This window comes from Azospirillum sp., assembly GCF_035627195.1.
Classification (GTDB): domain Bacteria; phylum Pseudomonadota; class Alphaproteobacteria; order Azospirillales; family Azospirillaceae; genus Azospirillum.
This window is the reverse complement of sequence record NZ_DASPMG010000420.1, coordinates 1-18,639: the sequence shown is the minus strand read 5'-3', so window position 1 is coordinate 18,639 and position 18,639 is coordinate 1. Positions and strand designations below refer to the sequence as shown.

The window sequence follows — 18,639 nt, the reverse complement described above, 5'->3', positions numbered from 1 at the left end:
TGTAACACAAAAAACGGTATCACAAAAGTCCGTTCGCGGGTTAAACTGTCATTATCGGCAAGATAGTGCAGCGGCTGGGCGCAACGTTGGGCATGGCGGACATCCTGATCATCATCGGGACGGAAGGTGGAAACGCGCGCTTCGCCGCGGAGGCGGTGCGGGACGAGCTTGCCGGCATGGGACACAGCGCCGACCTGTCCATGGGCGGCGACTGTATCGCGTTGGACCTGACCCGGCGCCCGCTCGCGCTGCTGTGCACCTCCACCTACGGTTTCGGCGACCTGCCCGAGAACCTGCAACCCTTCGCCCACAGCCTGCGCACCCGCAAGCCGGACCTTCGGCATCTGCGCTACGGCGTGATCGCGCTGGGCGACCAGACCTATTCGGAAACCTTCTGCAAGGCCGGCCGCACGCTGGACGAGCAATTGCGCGATCTCGGCGCCCGCCGCGTCGGCGACCGGCTGGAGATCGACGCCTGCACCCAGCCCCTGGCCGACGAGGAAGCCGCCGCCTGGGCCCGCGAGTGGGCAGGCATGCTGTAACGCGCGCTTTGACGGCGGCTCCCGCGCCCTACATGATACGGTCCAAATGATACGGCCCAACGCGACCAACGAACACAAAAGGCATCAGAGGAGGAACGTGTATGACACCCCAGGAGATGTTCGAAACGCACCGCGCGACGCTGGACAAGGCGGTCGAGGCGACGCGCACCCGCGCCTATTGGTCGCCGTTTTCCGAGATGCCCAGCCCCCGCGTCTATGGTGAGACCGGTCAGGCCGACGGCGAGGCGGCCTTCAAGGCCCGCCTGAACAAGGTCTTCGACCTCGGCCAGCCCGGCGCCAACGGCTTCGTGGGGGCCGAGCGCTCGCCCTTCGGCTTCGACCTCGGCGTCACCTACCCCAAGGCCGACGTGGACGCGGTGATCGCCGCCGCCCAGGCCGCCACCCCGGCGTGGCGTCGCATCGGCCCCAATGGCCGCGCCGGCGTGTGCCTGGAGATCCTGCAGCGCCTCAACAAGCGCTCCTTCGAGATCGCCTTCGCCGTGCAGCACACCACGGGTCAGGCCTTCATGATGGCCTTCCAGGCCGGTGGCCCGCATGCCCAGGACCGCGGCGTCGAGGCCGTCGCCTACGGCTGGAAGGCGATGACCGACCAGGTGCCGGAAGCCCGCTGGGAGAAGCCGCAGGGCAAGAACCCGCCGGTGGTCATGGACAAGCGCTTCGACGTGATCGGCCGCGGCATCGGCCTGATGATCGGCTGCGCCACCTTCCCCACCTGGAACGGCTACCCGGGCCTGTTCGCCAGCCTCGTCACCGGCAACCCCGTGATCGTCAAGCCGCACCCGGGCGCCATCCTGCCGCTGGCCATCACGGTGGAGGTCGTGCACGAGGTGCTGAAGGAGGCCGGGCTCGACCCCGCGCTGGTCACCCTGGTGGCCGACAGCGCCGACGCGCCCGTGACCAAGGATCTGGCCATGCGGCCGGAGATCGCGCTGATCGACTTCACCGGCTCGTCCGAGTTCGGCAACTGGCTGGAGGAGAACTGCCGCCACGCCGCCGTCTTCACCGAGAAGGCCGGCGTCAACACGGTGGTCATCGATTCGACCGACGACCCGAAGGGCATGGCGCGCAACATGGCCTTCTCGCTCAGCCTCTATTCCGGCCAGATGTGCACGACGCCGCAGGTGCTCTTCGTGCCCAAGGACGGCATCAAGGCCGGCGGCGAGACCATGAGCTTCGATCAGGTCGTGTCCACCCTGGCCGGCGGCCTGGAGAAGTTCGTCTCCGACCCCGAGCGCGCGGTGGAGATCCTGGGCGCCATCCAGTCCGACGCCACGCTGAAGCGCCTTCAGGACGCGGCGTCGCTGGGCACCGTGGCGCTCGCCTCGAAGCCCGTCGCCCACCCGAAGTTCCCGGACGCCCGCGTGCACACCCCGCTGATGCTGGTGCTGGACGCCAAGGACGAGGACACCTACGGGCGTGAGCTGTTCGGCCCGATCTCCATGGTCGTCAAGGTCGACAGCACGGCCGACGCGCTGGCCCGCGCCAAGCGTCTGGTGCAGACCAAGGGCGCCCTCACGGCCGCCCTCTACTCCACCGACGCCAAGGTGATCGAGGACGCGCAGGACGCCTTCGTCGAGGCCGGCGTGGCCCTGTCGGTCAACCTGACCGGCGCTGTGGCGGTGAACCAGTCGGCGGCGTTCAGCGACTTCCACGGCACCGGTGCCAACCCGGCCTGCAACGCCGCGCTGTGCGACCTCGCCTTCGTCGCCAACCGCTTCCGCGTCATCCAGAGCCGCATCCCCGTGGCCGCCTGATCCCCCTTTGAAAGCCCCTCTCCCCTTGCTCTCGCCGGATCTTCGATCCGGCTGCCGCGACAGGCGGATGCCTCTGGCATCCGCTGAGAGCGGGAGAGGGGTTGGGGTGAGGGGGTGTATTTTATTGGCCACAGATGAACACAGATAGACACAGATCAAGAGGATGGATTTAGAAAATCATCTTCAAAATCAATCTGTGTTTATCTGTGTTCATCTGTGGCAAAAAACTCCCGCTGCGCCACGACAACGCAGCGGACAATAAGAAAACCAGGGAGAACAATCCGCATGTCCACTCTGCCGCGGCCCCGCGTCTACGCCATCGACGGCGTGGTGCCGGTGATCGACCCGACCGCGTTCGTCCATCCCTCCGCCGTGCTGATCGGCGACGTGATCGTCGGCCCGAACTGCTACGTCGGCCCGTGCGCGTCCTTGCGCGGCGACTTCGGCCGCATCGTCCTGCAAGACGGGGCCAACGTGCAGGACAACTGCACCATGCACGCCTTCCCCGGCCTGGACGCGGTGGTCGAGGTGGACGGCCACATCGGCCATGGCGCCGTGCTGCACGGCTGCATCGTCAAGCGCAACGCGCTGGTCGGCATGAACGCCGTGGTGATGGACGGCGCCGTGGTCGGCGAGGCCGCCATCGTCGCCGCCATGGCCTTCGTCAAGGCCAGCTTCCAGGTGCCCGCCCGCCATCTGGTCGCCGGCATGCCGGCCAAGGTGGTGCGCGAACTGTCCGACGACGAGATCGCCTGGAAGCACGAGGGCACGCGCGAGTACCAGCGCCTCGTCGGCCGTTCCCGCGCCACCATGGTGGAGTGCGATCCCCTCGCCGCCGAGGAGCCGGACCGCAAGCGCGTCGACGCCGGCGACGTCCAGCCCCTGCACACGCAGAAGGGTTAGTGCCTACCTCGCCCCCGTGATGCGCTGCTCGGGCGCGGTGGTCAGCTCGTCGGCCTGGGTCTGCAGCTTGGAAAGCAGGAGGTTCAGTTGCTGCATCTCGTCCGCGTCCAGGGCGCTCGTCAACTGCGCCTCGTAGGCAAGCGCCATGGGGGCGATCTCGCGGTAGATCTCCAGCCCCTTCGGCGTCAGGGTCAGCAGCGCCTTGCGCCGGTCGGTGTCGCCCGCCTCGCGCAGGATCAGCTCCGAATCCAGCATGCGGCTGATGGCGCGGCTGACCTGCACCTTGTCCATGGCGGTGGCCGCCGCGATCTCGCCCGCACTCAGCGTCTCGTTGCCCAGGCCGCCCAGCACCGCGATGATCCGCCATTCCGGGATCGTGATGTGGAAGCGCTTCTCGTAAAGCCGCGCCACCGTCTGGCTGATGGTGTTGGCCAGCACCGACACGCGGTACGGCAGGAAGTGCGACAGGTTCAGTTCGGACCCGGCGGAGGGCCGGCGGACAGTCTTGCGGCGGGGGCTGGCAGGGGGCATCGGCGGGCCTCGGGGTTGCACGGATCATCTTGACCCGGCTTTTTCTACTTGCAACAGTTTCAAATGAAACTAGATTGGCGCAAGGAGCAGCCCCCGACCGGGGCCACACCCAAGAAAGGCGAGGAGGAAACCGAGAGATGAAGCTCGCGACGCTGAAGGCCGGAGGGCGCGACGGAACGCTGGTGGTGGTGTCGCGCGACCTGACGCGCTGCCGCCCGGTGCCGGAGATCGCCCGCACCCTGCAGGCCGCCCTGGACGATTGGGAGACCACCGCGCCCAAGCTGGACGCGGCCTTCCGCGCGCTGGAGGCCGATCCCGCCGGCGGCCAGCCCTTCGACCCGCGCGCCTGCGCCTCGCCCCTGCCGCGCGCCTACCAGTGGGCCGACGGCTCGGCCTACGTCAACCATGTGGAGCTGGTGCGCAAGGCCCGAGGGGCCGAGATGCCGTCCAGCTTCTGGACCGACCCGCTGATGTACCAGGGCGGCTCCGACACCTTCCTCGCCCCCACCGACCCGATCCCGGCGGTGACCGAGGACTGGGGCATCGATTTCGAGGGCGAGGTCGCCGTCGTCACCGGCGACGTGCCGCTGGCCGCCACGCCCGAACAGGCGCGCGCCGCCATCCGCCTGCTCCTGCTGGTCAACGACGTCTCCTTGCGCAACCTGATCCCGGCCGAGCTGAACAAGGGCTTCGGCTTCTTCCAGTCCAAGCCGTCGTCCGCCTTCGCCCCCGTGGCGGTGACGCCAGACGAGCTGGGCGAGGCGTGGGACGGATCGCGCGTCCACCTGCCGCTGCTCAGCGAATTGAACGGCAAGCCGTTCGGCAAGCCGAACGCCGGCATCGACATGACCTTCGACTTCCCCACGCTGGTCGCGCACGCCGCCAAGACGCGCCCGCTGGGTGCGGGCTGCATCGTCGGTTCCGGCACCGTGTCGAACAAGCTGGACGGCGGCCCCGGCAAGCCGGTGGACCAGGGCGGCGTGGGCTACTCCTGCATCGCCGAGATCCGCATGATCGAGACGATCGAGACCGGCAAGCCCGCCACCCCCTTCATGCGCTTCGGCGATCGCATCCGGCTGGAGATGCTGGACGCGCAGGGCCGCAGCGTCTTCGGCGCCATCGACCAGGTGGTCGCGCGCCACCAGCCCGCCCAGGGCTGATCCACCGGAGCCAGGGCCATGAGCGACGCCATCTCCGTCATCAAGACCGAACACCGCAACCTGATGCGGGTGGTCAACATCTTCGACATCGTGCTGCGCAGCGTCGACGCCGGCCATCCGCCCGACTTCGACCTGATGGACGCCATCGTCGAATACCTGCGCACCTTCACCGACCAGTACCACCACCCCAAGGAGGACCGCTTCCTGTTCGCGGCCCTGCGCCGGCGCGACCCGGACGCGCATGCCATCCTGGACGAGCTGGAGGCCGAGCACGGCACCTGCTACGCCTCCACCACCGCGCTTCACGACGCGCTGGAGGCCTACAAGCGCGGCGAGCCCGGCAGCGCCGAGCGCTTCCAGCAGGTCGCGGCCGAGTACCGCCGCCTGCAGCTGCGCCACTTGCAGAAGGAAGAGGGCGTGGTCATCCCCCTGGCCCGCGCCGCCTTGACGGAGGAGGACTGGCACACCATCAACGCCGCCTTCGCCGACCACAAGGACCCGCTGTTCAGCGACGACGCACAGGAATCCGCCCGCCAGCTCTACTCCCGCATCGTCAACCTGACCCCCGCCCCGCACGGCTTCGCCGATCCGCGGTGACTTTAGCCCCCTCCCTCGCCTCCGGCGGGGGAGGGAGGTTTTCACCGCGTCGTCATGATCTTCTGCAGATGCGGCGGGGCGTCGGGGTCCCAACCGCGCGCGCGGGCCAGCGTCGTGACCGCCGCGTAGAAGCTCGCCGTCTGGCAGAGCGGCGCCAGCACCGGCGGCACGCCGGGCACGGTGGGCAGCGTCATGGCACCCGCCACGTCCAGCGCCGACCACACCCGCGCCCCCTGCCCCACCATGCGCGCCACGGCGGCGCGGATGCTCTCCGCCGCCGCGTCCTCCTGGCCCAGCGCCAGCACGGGCAGGTCCGGGCCGACCATGGCCAGCGGGCCGTGAATGATCTCGGCGGCGCTGAACGCCTCGGCGTGCAGGCCGCAGCTCTCCTTGCACTTCAGCGCCACCTCCTGCGCCGCGCCCATGCCGGCCCCGCGCCCGACCACGAACAGGTTGCGCACCGCCACCAGTTCCTCCAGCGCCGGCCGCCAATCCAGTGTCAGCGCCGCGCCCAGCGCGTCGGGCAGCGCCCGCACGGCCGCGTGCAGGTCGTCCCGCCCGGACCAGTGCGCGACAAGGTCGAGGAACGCCAGCGCGGTCAGCAGGTGCGACTTGGTCGCGGCCACGCCGCGCTCCGGCCAGCCGCACAGCGGCAGCACCACCTCGCACAGCGCGGCCAGCGGCGAGCCCTCGTCGTTGACGATGCCAACCACCAGCGCGCCGCCGTCCCGCGCCGCCTGGGTGAGCCGCAGCAGGTCCGGGCTGCGCCCGCCCTGCGACACGGCGACGAACAGCCCGTCCCGCAAATCGACCGGTGCTTCGTACACGGACGCCACGTTGTGCGCGAGATGCGCCACCGGCCGCCCCAGCACGGTTTCGATCAGGTGCTTGCCGTACAGCGCCGCGTTGGCCGAGCTGCCGCGCGCCCCCGTCACCACGACGCGCGGCGGGGCCGCGCGCAGCCGCGCGCCCAGGTCGGCCAGGATGGCGCGGTTGCGCTCGCCCTGCCGCCGCGCCGCCTCCGGCGTCTCCGCCGCTTCACGCGCCAATGTGGAGAGGGGTTCGTCCATGCCGGGATCCGTAGGTTGGATTGAGCGCCAGCGAAAACCCAACGGCCCTCGCCGTGCCAGCATGTTGGGTTTTCGCCTCCGGCTCAACCCAGCCTACGAGCCTCCCACCAAAGACGATCCTCAATGCCCCGTGACGGACACCCGGTCGGCGTCCGGGTACTCCGGCTGCTGCTGCGAGAAGTAGCCTTCCGTGTGGATCAGCTCGTCCTTGGCGCCCAGCGCCTTGGCGGCCTTCACGCAGTCCTCGACGAACTCCGGGCTGCCGGCCACGAACACGCTGTGCTCCGACAGATCCTTGAACAGAGTCGGCAGCACCGCCGGGATGCGGCCCTTCAGAGGTGCCGCGTCGTCGCGGGTCAGCGTCGTCTTGAACTCGAACCGGCGGTGCTTGGCCTGCCAGTAGGCCATCTGGCCGCGGGCGTAGACGTCCTCGCCCGTGCGGCCAGAGAACAGCACGGTCACCGGCTGCTTGTAGCCGCGCTTCAGCGCCGCTTCCGCCAGCGCCAGAATGGGCGCCAGGCCGGTGCCGGCGGCCATGCACAGCACCGGCGTCTCCACCGACGGGTCGCCGATGAAGGTGCCGTAGGGGCCGGAGAGCTGCACCAGCTCGCCCAGCTTCAGCTTGTCGTGAATCCAGGTGCTGGTCGGGCCACCCTCCTGCCGGGTGACCTGCAGCACGATCTCGCCATCCGCGCGCGGCGCGTTGGCGATGGAGTAGCAGCGCGGCGGCGCCTCCTCGCGCTCGTTGCCCAGCATCACGTACTGCCCCGGCCAGAAGCGCAGCGGCTGGCCCAGCGGGCGCAGGTGCAGTTCCACGATGCGCGGCGTGCGCATGATGCGGTCGGCGACGATGAAGCTGACGTTCTCGCGCGGCGGGAACAGCTTGGGCTTGGCGTCGGCGGTTCCCCACTCGATCACCAGTTCCTCGCTGATCGGCTTGGCCATGCACATCAGGCCATAGCCGTCCTTCCGCTCGGCCTGGGACAGCGCCATGTCCAGGACCATGCCCTGGTCGAACTGGCCGCTGACGACCTTCACCTTGCATTCGCCGCACGCCCCCGCGCGGCAGTTGTTGGGCAGCGCGTAGCCGGCCTTCTCCAGCGCGGAAAGGACGGTGTCGCCCGACGGGCACTCGACCTCGCGGCCCGAGGGATGCAGGCGGATGCGGCTCACGGGATGACCTCGCTCACATGAGAAAGGGGCGGCGGAGGATAACCCCGCCGCCCGTCAGGATAAAGGGACACACCTACCAGGGGGTTGGCGAGATCAGAAAACGGGGATGATCTCGTCCATGTCGATGTCGCGGATCTCCTCGCCGGTGATGCCCACCTCGGGGATCGCCGGGAAGGGGATGCCGTACTTGTCGAGCACGCCCTTGAGGTTCAGCATGGCGTTGCGCCAGTTGTCCTTCTTCATGTCGTAGGTCGGGATGCCGAAGCCGGCCTTGCGCGCCACCTCCTCGGCCTCGCGCTGCACCGGGATGAAGTCCGACGGCAGGTCCCAGAAGTCCGCCGGCGGCTCGAACAGCACGGCCGACAGGAACAGGTAGCCGGCGCGGATCTGCTTGGTGATGATCGACTTCTCCTCGGCCGGCAGCTTCGGATAGTCGCGCTCCATCACCGACATGCAGATGGCCATGTGGCGGCCCTCGTCGCGGCCGACGTTCTTGAAGGCGGCCTGCCAGACCGGCTCCTTCGAGTTGGCGGCCATCTGGTGGAAGATCGTCGCGGCGGCGATCTCGCCCATCAGGAACGAGCTGAACAGCACGGCCAGCGGGTACTTCGGCACCGCCTGCTTGTAGCCGTTCCAGTAGCGGCCGCCGTTGTAGTACAGCCACTTGGCGTTGCGCTGCAGCTTCTTGCCCAGCTCGGTCTTCGGCTCGTAGGTGAGCGGGTCCGGGTGCTCCAGCAGCTTGGTGATCGACAGGCCGCAGAGGTGCTCGTGGTTCTGCTCGTCACGGGTGACGGAGAAGAAGCAGCGGCGGACCGGATCTTCCTCGTGCACCTCGTAGGTCTTGATCAGCGCCTCGGCGAACACCGGCGGGGCGGAGGCGTCGAAGACCGACAGCAGCGTCCACCAATAGGCGATCGCCTCGCGCTCTTCCCAGGTGTAGCTGGACGGGTCGAAGGTGTCCCAGGGCAGCTTGGCCGGGTCCCAGTTCTCGCGCTGCGCCGCCGCGTAGATCTCTTCCAGCTTCTTGGTGTGCGAATGCCAGGAGAGCGGATAGACGTTCGGCTGCGGCGTCGGCGGCGGCAGGTCCATCGTGTCGGCGAGGCGCTCGTGATGACTGGCCATGCGTTTTCCTCCTCACAGGATGCGGGCGCGGGCGTTCCGCGTCCGCTTGTCGTTCATTGGGGGGTCTCGGGGCCGGCAGCGCTCAAGGCGCGTCCCGGCGTCACGAACAGAACGTGACACAGATTTTTGGCACTCGCAACGGAAAAACGTATCATTTATTCGACGCGGTGCCGCTGCACCGCCACATTTTCCACACAACACACTGATAAACATCAGGAATCAGCGTCGCTCAAAGCGACGCTGAATGACGCTGCCCATGACGCATTCGGTATCATCCGCACGCATCACATGGGCAAACCCGTAGGTTGGGTTGAGCGCAAGCGAAAACCCAACGCCACCCCGCAACAGGACAGCGTTGGGTTTTCGCCTACGACTCAACCCAACCTACAAGGCTTCTGAATCGGAAAAAGGTCAATCCGCGGCGCGGTCGGCGCGGTCGTCGTCCAGGCCGCCGAATCGGGCGTAGAAGTACTGCAGCGCCTCCGGCAGCGGGCCGTCGGCGGTCTTCAGCTCGGACATCAGGAAGGATTCCGACGGCCGGCGAATCAGGCGGTAGAGGTTGCGCGTCAGCATGCGCGACGCCTGCCCGTTCCAGTCCGGCGGCAGCAGCTCCGGCGGCAGCATCGGGTCGCGCAGCAGGATGCGGCGGAAATCGTGGATCATCAGCGTGCGCAGCACGAAGCACAGGCGCGGGTCCAGCGTCTCCTGCTCGTCCAGCGCCTGCCACACCGGCCGGAAACGCGCCAGGAAGCCGGCGTAGTCGGATTCCAGCTGGTCGATGTCCCAGCAGCTCCGCACCAGGTCGCGCAGCGCCGCCGCCCCGCCGGAGCGGTCGTGCGTCGCCTTCATCAGAACCACCTTGTCGGCCACGCCCAGCTCGCCCAGCAGGCGGTGCACCGCCACCTCGTCGCAGGACGGGTGCGTCAGCACCGTGGGCGACACCGCGCCGAAGCCCAGCCAGCCCAGCTCGCGCCGCAGCTTCTCGCGCGTCTCCGCCGGAATCGCCGACTGGCCGATCAGCAGCATGTGCCAGCCGCGGTCCCAGCCGCGCGCCAGCGGCGCGTAGATGCGCCGCTCGGCCGCCGTGAACCGCTCCCGCCCGCTCTCCGTCACCCGGTAGAAGCTGCGTCGGCCGATCTGCGTGTTGGCCAGCCAGTCGTCCTTGCACAGCCGGAAGACCGACGTGCGGACGATGCGCTCCGACAGGTCGAAATGCGCCATCAGGTCGATCAGGCTGCCCAGCCACGCCGTGCCGCCGTGCGGCAGGATGGCGTCGCCGTACACGGTGATGATCAGCGACTTGGCGCGCGGGCCCACCGCCTGCAGAAGCTGCGGAACGAGGTCTTCGGTGCGGCGGGGACGGGCCATGGGGCAGACGTGCCTGAGTGATGCTGCGGAATTGGTCGGAACTTCACGCACCTGTAACGCAAATGGGACCGGGTTGGGAATGCGTCATCGTCGCACCGTTCGCACGGGCCGCCGGTTGGCACGCCCGAAATTCCGTTTGACACACGAGAATATGATACACTAACGTCGTTATCAAAGAATATTATGTGTCATAACAGGCGCGCCAGAACGCCGCGCCGGACACGGCGGAAGGGGCAGAAACCCTTTCGTTCCTAGGGAAACGACCAAGAGAGGAATGCCGCGATGCCCACGACGTGGAGGACCTACGACAAGGGGGATGCGCTGCCGGAGGAGTATCGCAACGCCCTCCTGCACCTGATGTCCTTCCAGGCGGACTCCGAGTATGCCGGCGGCCAGCGCGTCGCCGAGAACATGCGCTTCGCCCCCCGGCCGGAGGAGGCCTACCGCCTCTCCAAGAAGGTCATGGAGGAGATGGGCCACGGCTACTACGTCTGGAACCTGATGCAGGACCTGGGCGTGGACGTCGACACCCGCCTGTCGGAGCTGGTCACCAACCCCGACGACCCGGACCCCAGGAAGGTCAACGTCATCAACGGCTTCCGCAAGGAGAACTGGTCGCGCTGGTTCGAGACGTGGGGCGACGTGGCGCTGTTCTCCGCCGTCGTCACGCCGGCCGCCGTCGCCTTCCTGGGCCAGTACCGCGACTGCTCCTACCTGCCGTGGGCGCGCGTCAACAGCCGCATCCACAAGGAGGAGTACGGCCACCTCGCCTTCGGCGTCTGGGCGGCCAAGCGGGTGATCGACTTCGGCGGCGACGAGGCGCGCGAGGATCTGCAGCGCCGCGTGCCGAAGTTCATGGCCATCGGCCTGGGTTTCTACGGCCGCCCCTCCACCGGCCCGGACAAGTCGCAGACGTTCGACCTCTATTACGAGATGGGCCTCAAGACCAAGAAGCCCGAGGAGCTGCAGGCCGAGTACCTGCAGCTGCTGGAGGACCGGCTCAAGGAGATCGGGCTGCAGATGCCCACCGGCATTGCGCCTGACTATGAGATGCGCATGGGGTATGATGCCGGCGAGGCGCCGATCGCCGTCCCCGCGTAACCCGCGGCCCGACGGCCCAAGACAAGGCAGCCCGCACCTCCAGGGAGGGTCCCGCATGGCTCAGCTGCACGAGCTTCCGAACCGCCTGTTCCCCGACGGCCGCGCCGTGCTGGCGCGGTTCGGCTACCGCCCCCTCGACCGCCTGCCGGCGGACGACGAGGTGGACTGGGCCGCGCTGTGGGACCTGCTGCGCGGCGACTTCGCCACGCACGCCAACCCCGTCGTCCCGTCCTACGACCGCCTGCACGGCCCGGCGGCCGCGGCGGCGCGGGACTACATGCGCCATGGGCTCGCCGCCGACCTCGGGCTCGACCGCTGCGAGGCGCTGCACGTCAGCCTGTTCGCCGACGGCATCCGCACCGACCGGGTCGAGGCCTACGCCCAAGCCCGCGACGCCTACGAGGACAGCGTGGAGGCGTTCGGCGCGGCGCGCACCCGGCTGGCGGCCCTGCTCGCGGCCGCCTGACGGGGTGCGGGGCGGCCCAAACCGTCCGGCGTCGGACTTTTTGCTTGACGCAACAGTTTCGTTTGCAACTTAATCCCGGGAACGGCGGCACCAAGGCGGGCGCGAAGACCGCCCCGAAAAGACCGCTTCCGAAAAGACCGCCCCCGGCAAGGCCACCAGGGCAATAACGTTGGGAGAGAAACGAATGGGCAAGCGCATTTTCCACCTGATGGTGACCGCCGCCGCGGTGGCCCTCAGCCTCTCGGCTGGCGGCGCCAACGCAGCCGACCCGATCAAGATCGGCTCGTTCCTGTCGGCCACCGGCCCCGCCTCCTTCCTCGGCGATCCCGAGAAGAAGGTGATGGAGCTGTACGTCGACAAGATCAACAAGGCCGGCGGCGTCAACGGCCGTCCGCTGGAACTGGTGCTGTACGACGACGCGGGTGCGGCCGACAAGGCGGCCTCCTTCACCAAGCGCCTGATCGAGAGCGACAAGGTGGACGTCATCATCGGCGGCACCACCACCGCCGCCACCATGGCCGCCGTGCCGCTGGTGGAGCGCGGCGAGGTCCCGTTCATCTCCCTGGCCGGCGCGGTCGTGATCGTCGAGCCGGTGAAGAAGTGGGTGTTCAAGACCCCGCACACCGACCGCATGGCCGCCGAGAAGGTCATGGAGGACCTGAAGAAGCGCGGCCTGACCAAGCTGGCGCTGATCAGCGAGGACTCCGGCTTCGGCAAGTCCGGCCGTGAGGAGACGCTGAAGGTCGCCAAGACCTGGAACATCGAGATCGTCGCCGACGAGACCTACGGCGCCAAGGACACCGACGTCACCGCGCAGCTGACCAAGATCAAGAACAACCCACCCGCCCAGGCGGTGCTGGTGTTCGGCCTCGGCCAGGGTCCGGCGGTGGTCACCAAGAACTACCGCCAGATCGGCATGACCCTGCCGATCTACCAGTCGCACGGCGTCGCCTCGAAGGAGTTCATCAAGCTCGCCGGCGGTGCGTCGGAGAGCGTGCGCCTGCCCGCCGCCGGCCTCGTGGTGGCCGAGCAGCTGTCGGACAAGGATCCGCAGAAGAAGGTCGTTACCGAGTTCACGCAGGCCTACAAGACCGCCTTCGGGACCGAGCCGTCGACCTTCGCCGGCCACGCCTACGACGGCCTGATGATCTACCTCGACGCGGTGAAGCGCGCCGGCGGCACCGACCGCGCCAAGGTCCGCGACGCCATCGAGCAGACCAAGGGCTACGTCGGCACCGGCGGTGTCGTGAACATGTCGGCCACCGACCACATGGGCCTGGGCCTCGACGCCTTCCACATGGTCGAGATCAAGCAGGGCGACTGGTCGCTGGCGAAGTAAGCGCATTAAACCCCTCCCCCCTCGCGGGGGAGGGGTTTGGGGAGAGGGGGATAACGCCCTGCAGGGCGGTTAAGGACTCTCCTCCCGCTCCATCGCAATCACCCTCTCCCCAACCCCTCTCCCGTCAAGGGAGAGGGGCTTTCGGACCCGGCCAGCCCCGGGAGGAGACGACGGGACGATGTTTGCCGAGTTCTTGCAGTACCTGCTGTCGGGAATCACGATCGGCGCGATCTACGCGCTGGCCGGTCTGGGGTTCTCCATCATCTACAACGCCAGCCACGTGATCAACTTCGCCCAGGGCGAGTTCATCATGATCGGCGGCATGGCCGCCGCCGTGCTGACCGCGTCGGGCGTGCCGCTGCCGCTGGCCATCGCCGCCGGCACCGCGGCCGCCATGCTGGTCGGCGTGCTGGTCGCCAAGTTCACGGTGGAGCGCGCCCGCAACGCCTCGATCACCACGCTGATCATCATCACCATCGGTGCGTCGATCTTCCTGCGCGGCGTCGCCGACCTCGTCTGGGGCAAGGACATCCGCCGCCTCGACGCCTTCTCGGGCGAGACGCCGATCGGTGTCCTGGGCGCGTCCGTCATGCCGCAGTCGCTGTGGGTGATGGGCGTGGCGCTGGTGCTGATCCTCGCCATCGGCTTCTTCTTCAACCGCACGCTGGCCGGCAAGGCCATGCTGGCGACCTCGCACAACCGCCTCGCCGCCCAGTTGGTCGGCGTGAACGTGAAGCTGGTCGTGCTGGCCGCCTTCGCCATGTCGGCCGCACTCGGCGCCATCGGCGGCGCCGTCGTCGCGCCCATCAACTTCGCCTCGACCGAGATGGGCATCATGCTGGGCCTGAAGGGCTTCACCGCCGCCGTCCTGGGCGGCCTGGGCAACGGCGTGGGCGCCGTGGTCGGCGGCGTCATCGTCGGCGTGGCCGAGACGCTGGGCGCCGGCTACATCTCCTCGGCCTACAAGGACGCCATGGCCTTCGTCATCATCCTGCTGGTCCTGCTGTTCATGCCCAACGGGCTGTTCGGCAAGCGCGGCACCGAGCGCGTGTGAGGACGCCGCCATGCTCATAAACCGCAACGCCAGCCTCCTGCTGCTGACCGCCGTCGTCGTGCTGCTGCCGCTGGGGCTGACCAACAACTTCTACCTCGACGTGGCGATCCTCGCCGGCTTCAACGCGGTGGTCTGCGTCGGGCTCAACCTGCTCATCGGCTACGCCGGGCAGATCAGCCTGGGCCACGCCGGCTTCTTCGGCATCGGCGCCTACGCGTCCGGCGTGCTGGTCAGCACGTACAAGTGGCCGCCCGTCCTGGCGCTGCTGACCGGCGCGCTCGTCGTCGGCATCCTGGCCTTCCTGCTGGCCAAGCCGATCCTGCGCCTGAAGGGCCACTACCTCGCCATGGCGACGCTGGGCATCGGCATCATCGTGTCCATCATCCTGCGCACCGAGACGAAGGTCACCGGCGGCCCGGACGGCATGATGGTCGATCCCTTCACCCTCTTCGGGTTCGAGCTGTACGGCGAGAAGGTCTGGTACTGGGTCGTCGGCGCGCTCCTCATCCTCGCCGTCTGGCTCTCGCTCAACCTGATCGACAGCCCCGTCGGCCGGGCGCTGCGCGCCGTGCACGGGTCGGAGGTTGCGGCGGAGGTCGTGGGCGTCGACACCACGTCGTACAAGGTGATGGTCTTCGTGCTGTCGGCGGTATTCGCCAGCGTGGCGGGCAGCCTGTTCGCCCACTACACCGGCCTGATCACCCCGGCCAAGGCCGACTTCTTCAAGTCGATCGAGCTGGTGACCATGGTGGTGTTCGGCGGCATGGCCTCCACCTTCGGCGCGGTCGTCGGCGCGGTCATCCTCACCCTTCTGCCCCAGGTGCTGACCGTCTTCCAGGACTATCAGGAGATGGTGCTGGGCGCCATCATGATGCTGACCATGGTCTTCATGCCCAAGGGCCTGCTGCCCACGCTGGAAGGGCTGCTGACGCCGCGGAGGCGGGCATGACCGGTACCCTGGAGGCTTCCATGAACGCGACGACAAACATGACGACTGCCGCCGCCGCGATCCCCGCCACCGCCGCCAAGGCCGCCACGTCCACCGCCCGCCACCTGCTGCAGGTGGACAACCTCAGCCGCGAGTTCGGCGGCGTGCTGGCCATCGGCGATCTCAGCTTCACCATCCAGCAGGGCAAGATCCACTCGATCATCGGGCCGAACGGGGCTGGCAAGACCACGCTGTTCAACCTGATCACCGGCGTCTACAAGCCGTCGGGCGGCACCATCCTGTTCGACGGCGCCACGGTGTCGGGCATGGCGCCCTACAAGCTGGCGGAGCGCGGCATGTCGCGCACCTTCCGGAACCTGCAGATCTTCTTCAATATGACGGCGCTCGAGAACGTGATGGTGGGCCGCCACCTGCACCTCGACCGCCGCCTGCTGCCGGCCCTGCTCCGCTTCCCCTCCGTCCGCCGCAAGGACGCCGAGGCGCGCGAGCGCGCGGCCGAGCTGATGCGGGAGGTGGGCCTGGGCAAGTACCTGGACGCGCACGCCTCCTCCATGCCCTACGGCGCCCTGAAGCGCCTGGAGATCGCCCGCGCCCTGGCGGCCGAGCCCAAGCTGCTGCTCCTGGACGAGCCGGCGGCCGGCCTCAACGCCACCGAAAGCCGCGAGATCGACGAGCTGATCAAGCACGTCGCGGCGCGCGGCGTCACCGTCATCCTGGTCGAGCATGACATGAAGATGGTCATGGGCATCTCCGACCACATCCTGGCGCTGAACTACGGCCGCAAACTGGCCGAGGGGACGCCGGCGGAGGTCGGGTCCAACCCCGACGTCATCGCCGCGTACCTCGGCTCCATGCCTTAATAACGACCGCCTTAACGGAGGACACCCCCGTGCTCTTGGAGGTCAGCGGCCTCGACAGCCATTACGGCCGCATCCATGCCCTGAAGTCCGTCAGCGTCGGCGTGGCGGAGGGCGAACTGGTGGCGCTGGTCGGCGCCAACGGCGCCGGCAAAACGACGCTGCTGCGCACCCTGTCGGGCGTGCAGACGGCGACCAGCGGCACCATCAAGTTCGACGGCGTCGACATCACCCGCATGTCGCCGCACCAGCGCGTCGCCGAGGGCATCCTGCAGGTGCCCGAGGGCCGGCAGCTCTTCGGCCCCTTGTCGGTCGAGGACAACCTGCGCCTGGGCGCCTTCCGCCGCGGCGGCAACCCGGACCAGGACCTGGAACGCATGTACGCGATGTTCCCGATCCTGAAGCAGAAGCGGCACCAGCCGGCCGGCACGCTGTCCGGCGGCCAGCAGCAGATGGTGGCGATCGGCCGCGCCCTGATGGCCCGCCCCCGCGTGCTGCTGCTGGACGAGCCCAGCATGGGCCTGGCGCCGCTGCTGGTGGGCGAGATATTCAACGCCGTCCAGGCGCTGAAGCGCACCGGCACGACGATCTTCCTGGTGGAGCAGAACGCCTACGCCGCACTCGCCATCGCCGACCGCGGCTACGTCCTGGAAACCGGCGAGATCACGCTGACCGACAGCGGCGAAGCCCTGCTCGCCAACGACCGCGTCAAGCAGGCGTACCTGGGGCTGTAGCCCGACGTTGGGTTTTCGCTGCCTCTCAACCCAACCTACGGCAAAACGCGCGCGCCCGTAGGTTGGGTTGAGGCCAAAGCCGAAAACCCAACGTTCACGCCCGCCAACGTTCACGCCCGACCGACACCGCTACCCGGGCCAACGGGCAAGGACTAGCCCTGCTCGGTCACTTCGCTCAGCTGCGCGGCGGGCGCCGTCGCCGGGAAGCGCACGGTGAAGCGCGTGCCCCCACCGTCCGCCGCATCCAGGCCGATGGTCCCGCCCAGCTGCCCGGTCACCAGATTGAACACGATGTGCAGGCCCAGGCCCGTGGACCCCGCGCTGCGCCGCGTCGTGAAGAACGGCTCGAAGATCTTGGCGCGGTTCTCCGCCGGGATGCCGCGGCCGTCGTCGGTGTAGACCATCTCCACCCACTCCGGCCCCGCCGGGCGCACGGCGATGGCGAAGCGGCCCTTCTGCCCCTCATCGTACCCGTGCACGATGGAGTTGGTGACGAAATTGGTGACGATCTGCGCCAGCACGCCGGGGTAGCTGTCCATCTCGATGCCGCCGGGGCAGTCCAGCGTCACCTCGTGGCCGGGCCTGTGCCACGTCGGGCGCAGGCTCATCAGAACCTCTTCCAGGTAGGTCTTCAGCTCGAACCGGCGGCGGTCGCCGCGCGCCTGGTCCGACGCCACCAGCTTGAAGCTCTGCACCAAGTCGGCGGCGCGCGCGATGTTGCTGAGCATCAGCGAGGCGGACATGCGCGCCTCGTCGATGAACAGGTCGAAGTCGCTGCGGCGCAGCTTGCCGGTCTTGCTGATCTGGTCGATCTGCCCGATGCGGTCGGCCAGATACGAGCTGCTGGTCATGGCGATGCCGATGGGCGTGTTGATCTCGTGCGCCACGCCGGCCACCAGGGCGCCCAGCGACGCCATCTTCTCCGCCTGCACCAGCTGCTGCTGGGCCGCCTGCAGCTGCGTGTGGGCGGCGCGCAGCTGCTCGTGCGCCTCGCGCAGGTCGCGTTCGCGCCGGCGGTCCTCGGTCACGTCCAGGTAGATCTGCACGGCCCCGCCGTCCGGCATGGGGTTGCGGCGCACCTGCACGACGCGGCCGTCGGCGAACTCCACCTCGCCGGGGCCGCTGATCAGGTCGGAGCGCCGCATGTCGTCCAGCAGCGCGCCCGAACCGTTGACCGCGTCCATCAGCGCGCGGTGCGGCGCGCCCACCTCGGCCAGTTCCGGCGGGATGCCGAAGAGCTTGATGGCCCGCTCGTTCCACACGCGCAGCCGCTCGTCCGCGTCGAAGGCGGCGAGGCCGTCGCTCATGCTCGCCAGCGTGGCGCGCAGCAGCTGCGACTGCTCCGTCAGCTCCTGCGTGCGCTCGGCCACCTGGGCCTCCAGGGTGCGGTTCATCCGCTCCAGCCCGTCGTACAGGCGGGCGTTCTCGATCGCCATGGCGATCTGCGCCGACAGCAGGTTCAGCAGCTCCAGCCGTTCCGGGCTGAAGACGCCGGCCACCAGATGGTTCTCCAGATAGAGGATGCCGACCAGCCGGTTGCGGTTGCGCAGCGGCAGGCACAGCACCGACCGCGGCTGCGCGCTGACCACGTAGGCGTCGTGCAGGAAGTCGCCGTCGGCGGCCGCGTCGTCCAGCACCACCGGCTCCTGGCGCTGCACCACCGCCTCGACCACGCTGCGCGCCAGCACCGGCGCCCCGCCCTCCTCCGGCCCGCCGATGGGGCGGGACTGCAGCACCTCCAGCGTGTCGCGGTCGACGGCCGCCTCCGCCTCGATGCGCCACTCGCCCTCCGTCTCCAGCAGCAGGTAGCCCTTGGAAGCGCCGGCGTTGGCGATGACGATCTGCATCAGCGCGCGCAGCAGGTCGCCCAGGCGGATGTCCTGCGCCAGCGCCTGGGA

Annotated in this window: 18 protein-coding genes; 12 read left to right on the top strand and 6 right to left on the bottom strand. The window is 68.6% G+C overall.

The window, feature by feature from the left end:
- Nucleotides 1-92: 92 nt before the first annotated feature.
- The 3 genes from VED21_RS36210 (at nt 93) to VED21_RS36200 (ending at nt 3,220) form a co-directional block, all read left to right on the top strand.
- Nucleotides 93-542: a flavodoxin domain-containing protein gene (locus tag VED21_RS36210; protein WP_324890909.1), complete on the top strand. Its 450-nt coding sequence runs from the start codon at nt 93-95 to the stop codon at nt 540-542.
- Between the two features lie 101 nt (nt 543-643).
- Nucleotides 644-2,317 (top strand): phenylacetic acid degradation protein PaaN, encoded by a 1,674-nt coding sequence (paaN, locus tag VED21_RS36205; protein ID WP_324890907.1) that lies wholly within the window; start codon nt 644-646, stop codon nt 2,315-2,317.
- A 285-nt stretch (nt 2,318-2,602) separates the two neighbouring features.
- Nucleotides 2,603-3,220: a phenylacetic acid degradation protein PaaY gene (locus VED21_RS36200; RefSeq protein WP_324890905.1), complete on the top strand. Its 618-nt coding sequence runs from the start codon at nt 2,603-2,605 to the stop codon at nt 3,218-3,220.
- Nucleotides 3,221-3,223: 3 nt separating this feature from the next.
- Here the strand turns inward: VED21_RS36200 and VED21_RS36195 are convergent, their stop codons facing one another.
- Complete coding sequence (locus tag VED21_RS36195) at nt 3,224-3,751, bottom strand: MarR family winged helix-turn-helix transcriptional regulator (protein ID WP_324890903.1); 528 nt, start codon at nt 3,749-3,751, stop codon at nt 3,224-3,226.
- Between the two features lie 137 nt (nt 3,752-3,888).
- Between VED21_RS36195 and VED21_RS36190 the strand changes: the two genes are divergently transcribed.
- Both VED21_RS36190 and VED21_RS36185 read left to right on the top strand, forming a co-directional pair.
- Nucleotides 3,889-4,911: a fumarylacetoacetate hydrolase family protein gene (locus VED21_RS36190; RefSeq protein WP_324890901.1), complete on the top strand. Its 1,023-nt coding sequence runs from the start codon at nt 3,889-3,891 to the stop codon at nt 4,909-4,911.
- 18 nt (nt 4,912-4,929) lie between these two features.
- Nucleotides 4,930-5,508, top strand: coding sequence for a hemerythrin domain-containing protein (locus VED21_RS36185; protein WP_324890899.1), 579 nt, complete (start codon nt 4,930-4,932; stop codon nt 5,506-5,508).
- A gap of 41 nt (nt 5,509-5,549) precedes the next feature.
- Here VED21_RS36185 and VED21_RS36180 read toward each other — a convergent pair whose 3' ends face one another.
- From VED21_RS36180 to paaX, 4 genes are all read right to left on the bottom strand, one after another.
- Nucleotides 5,550-6,578 (bottom strand): SIS domain-containing protein, encoded by a 1,029-nt coding sequence (locus tag VED21_RS36180; RefSeq protein ID WP_324890897.1) that lies wholly within the window; start codon nt 6,576-6,578, stop codon nt 5,550-5,552.
- A 120-nt stretch (nt 6,579-6,698) separates the two neighbouring features.
- Nucleotides 6,699-7,751: a 2Fe-2S iron-sulfur cluster-binding protein gene (locus VED21_RS36175; protein ID WP_324890895.1), complete on the bottom strand. Its 1,053-nt coding sequence runs from the start codon at nt 7,749-7,751 to the stop codon at nt 6,699-6,701.
- A gap of 93 nt (nt 7,752-7,844) precedes the next feature.
- On the bottom strand, nt 7,845-8,873 hold the full coding sequence (locus tag VED21_RS36170) for a hypothetical protein (RefSeq protein WP_324890893.1): 1,029 nt from the start codon (nt 8,871-8,873) through the stop codon (nt 7,845-7,847).
- A 411-nt stretch (nt 8,874-9,284) separates the two neighbouring features.
- Nucleotides 9,285-10,241, bottom strand: a complete 957-nt coding sequence (paaX, locus tag VED21_RS36165) for a phenylacetic acid degradation operon negative regulatory protein PaaX (protein ID WP_324890891.1) — start codon at nt 10,239-10,241, stop codon at nt 9,285-9,287.
- 282 nt (nt 10,242-10,523) lie between these two features.
- Between paaX and VED21_RS36160 the strand changes: the two genes are divergently transcribed.
- From VED21_RS36160 to VED21_RS36130, 7 genes are all read left to right on the top strand, one after another.
- Nucleotides 10,524-11,342 (top strand): Phenylacetic acid catabolic protein, encoded by an 819-nt coding sequence (locus VED21_RS36160; RefSeq protein ID WP_324890889.1) that lies wholly within the window; start codon nt 10,524-10,526, stop codon nt 11,340-11,342.
- Nucleotides 11,343-11,397: 55 nt separating this feature from the next.
- A complete protein-coding gene (locus VED21_RS36155) occupies nt 11,398-11,808 on the top strand; it encodes a hypothetical protein (protein ID WP_324890887.1) in 411 nt (136 codons plus the stop codon).
- Between the two features lie 184 nt (nt 11,809-11,992).
- Entirely contained in the window at nt 11,993-13,147 is a 1,155-nt protein-coding gene (locus VED21_RS36150) for an ABC transporter substrate-binding protein (RefSeq protein ID WP_324890885.1), read from the top strand.
- A gap of 178 nt (nt 13,148-13,325) precedes the next feature.
- The gene (locus VED21_RS36145; RefSeq protein WP_324890883.1) at nt 13,326-14,201 is read left to right on the top strand and encodes a branched-chain amino acid ABC transporter permease; all 876 of its coding nucleotides are present in this window, start codon (nt 13,326-13,328) and stop codon (nt 14,199-14,201) included.
- 10 nt (nt 14,202-14,211) lie between these two features.
- Nucleotides 14,212-15,150: a branched-chain amino acid ABC transporter permease gene (locus VED21_RS36140; protein ID WP_324890882.1), complete on the top strand. Its 939-nt coding sequence runs from the start codon at nt 14,212-14,214 to the stop codon at nt 15,148-15,150.
- 20 nt (nt 15,151-15,170) lie between these two features.
- Nucleotides 15,171-16,010, top strand: coding sequence for an ABC transporter ATP-binding protein (locus tag VED21_RS36135; protein ID WP_324890880.1), 840 nt, complete (start codon nt 15,171-15,173; stop codon nt 16,008-16,010).
- Between the two features lie 29 nt (nt 16,011-16,039).
- Entirely contained in the window at nt 16,040-16,741 is a 702-nt protein-coding gene (locus VED21_RS36130; RefSeq protein ID WP_324890877.1) for an ABC transporter ATP-binding protein, read from the top strand.
- Between the two features lie 152 nt (nt 16,742-16,893).
- On the opposite strand, the gene VED21_RS36125 is transcribed toward VED21_RS36130, so the two are convergent.
- On the bottom strand, nt 16,894-18,639 hold a 1,746-nt coding region (locus VED21_RS36125), incomplete at its 5' end, for a GAF domain-containing sensor histidine kinase (protein ID WP_324890876.1).

Coding starts and splice junctions, on each gene's coding strand:
- VED21_RS36135 (WP_324890880.1), top strand. CDS start 15,171: ATGAACGCGACGACAAACATGACGACTGCCGCCGCCGCGATCCCCGCC.
- VED21_RS36210 (WP_324890909.1), top strand. CDS start 93: ATGGCGGACATCCTGATCATCATCGGGACGGAAGGTGGAAACGCGCGC.
- VED21_RS36190 (WP_324890901.1), top strand. CDS start 3,889: ATGAAGCTCGCGACGCTGAAGGCCGGAGGGCGCGACGGAACGCTGGTG.
- paaX (WP_324890891.1), bottom strand. CDS start 10,241: ATGGCCCGTCCCCGCCGCACCGAAGACCTCGTTCCGCAGCTTCTGCAG.
- VED21_RS36170 (WP_324890893.1), bottom strand. CDS start 8,873: ATGGCCAGTCATCACGAGCGCCTCGCCGACACGATGGACCTGCCGCCG.
- VED21_RS36160 (WP_324890889.1), top strand. CDS start 10,524: ATGCCCACGACGTGGAGGACCTACGACAAGGGGGATGCGCTGCCGGAG.
- VED21_RS36200 (WP_324890905.1), top strand. CDS start 2,603: ATGTCCACTCTGCCGCGGCCCCGCGTCTACGCCATCGACGGCGTGGTG.
- VED21_RS36145 (WP_324890883.1), top strand. CDS start 13,326: ATGTTTGCCGAGTTCTTGCAGTACCTGCTGTCGGGAATCACGATCGGC.
- VED21_RS36185 (WP_324890899.1), top strand. CDS start 4,930: ATGAGCGACGCCATCTCCGTCATCAAGACCGAACACCGCAACCTGATG.
- VED21_RS36150 (WP_324890885.1), top strand. CDS start 11,993: ATGGGCAAGCGCATTTTCCACCTGATGGTGACCGCCGCCGCGGTGGCC.
- VED21_RS36155 (WP_324890887.1), top strand. CDS start 11,398: ATGGCTCAGCTGCACGAGCTTCCGAACCGCCTGTTCCCCGACGGCCGC.
- VED21_RS36180 (WP_324890897.1), bottom strand. CDS start 6,578: ATGGACGAACCCCTCTCCACATTGGCGCGTGAAGCGGCGGAGACGCCG.
- VED21_RS36140 (WP_324890882.1), top strand. CDS start 14,212: ATGCTCATAAACCGCAACGCCAGCCTCCTGCTGCTGACCGCCGTCGTC.
- paaN (WP_324890907.1), top strand. CDS start 644: ATGACACCCCAGGAGATGTTCGAAACGCACCGCGCGACGCTGGACAAG.
- VED21_RS36195 (WP_324890903.1), bottom strand. CDS start 3,751: ATGCCCCCTGCCAGCCCCCGCCGCAAGACTGTCCGCCGGCCCTCCGCC.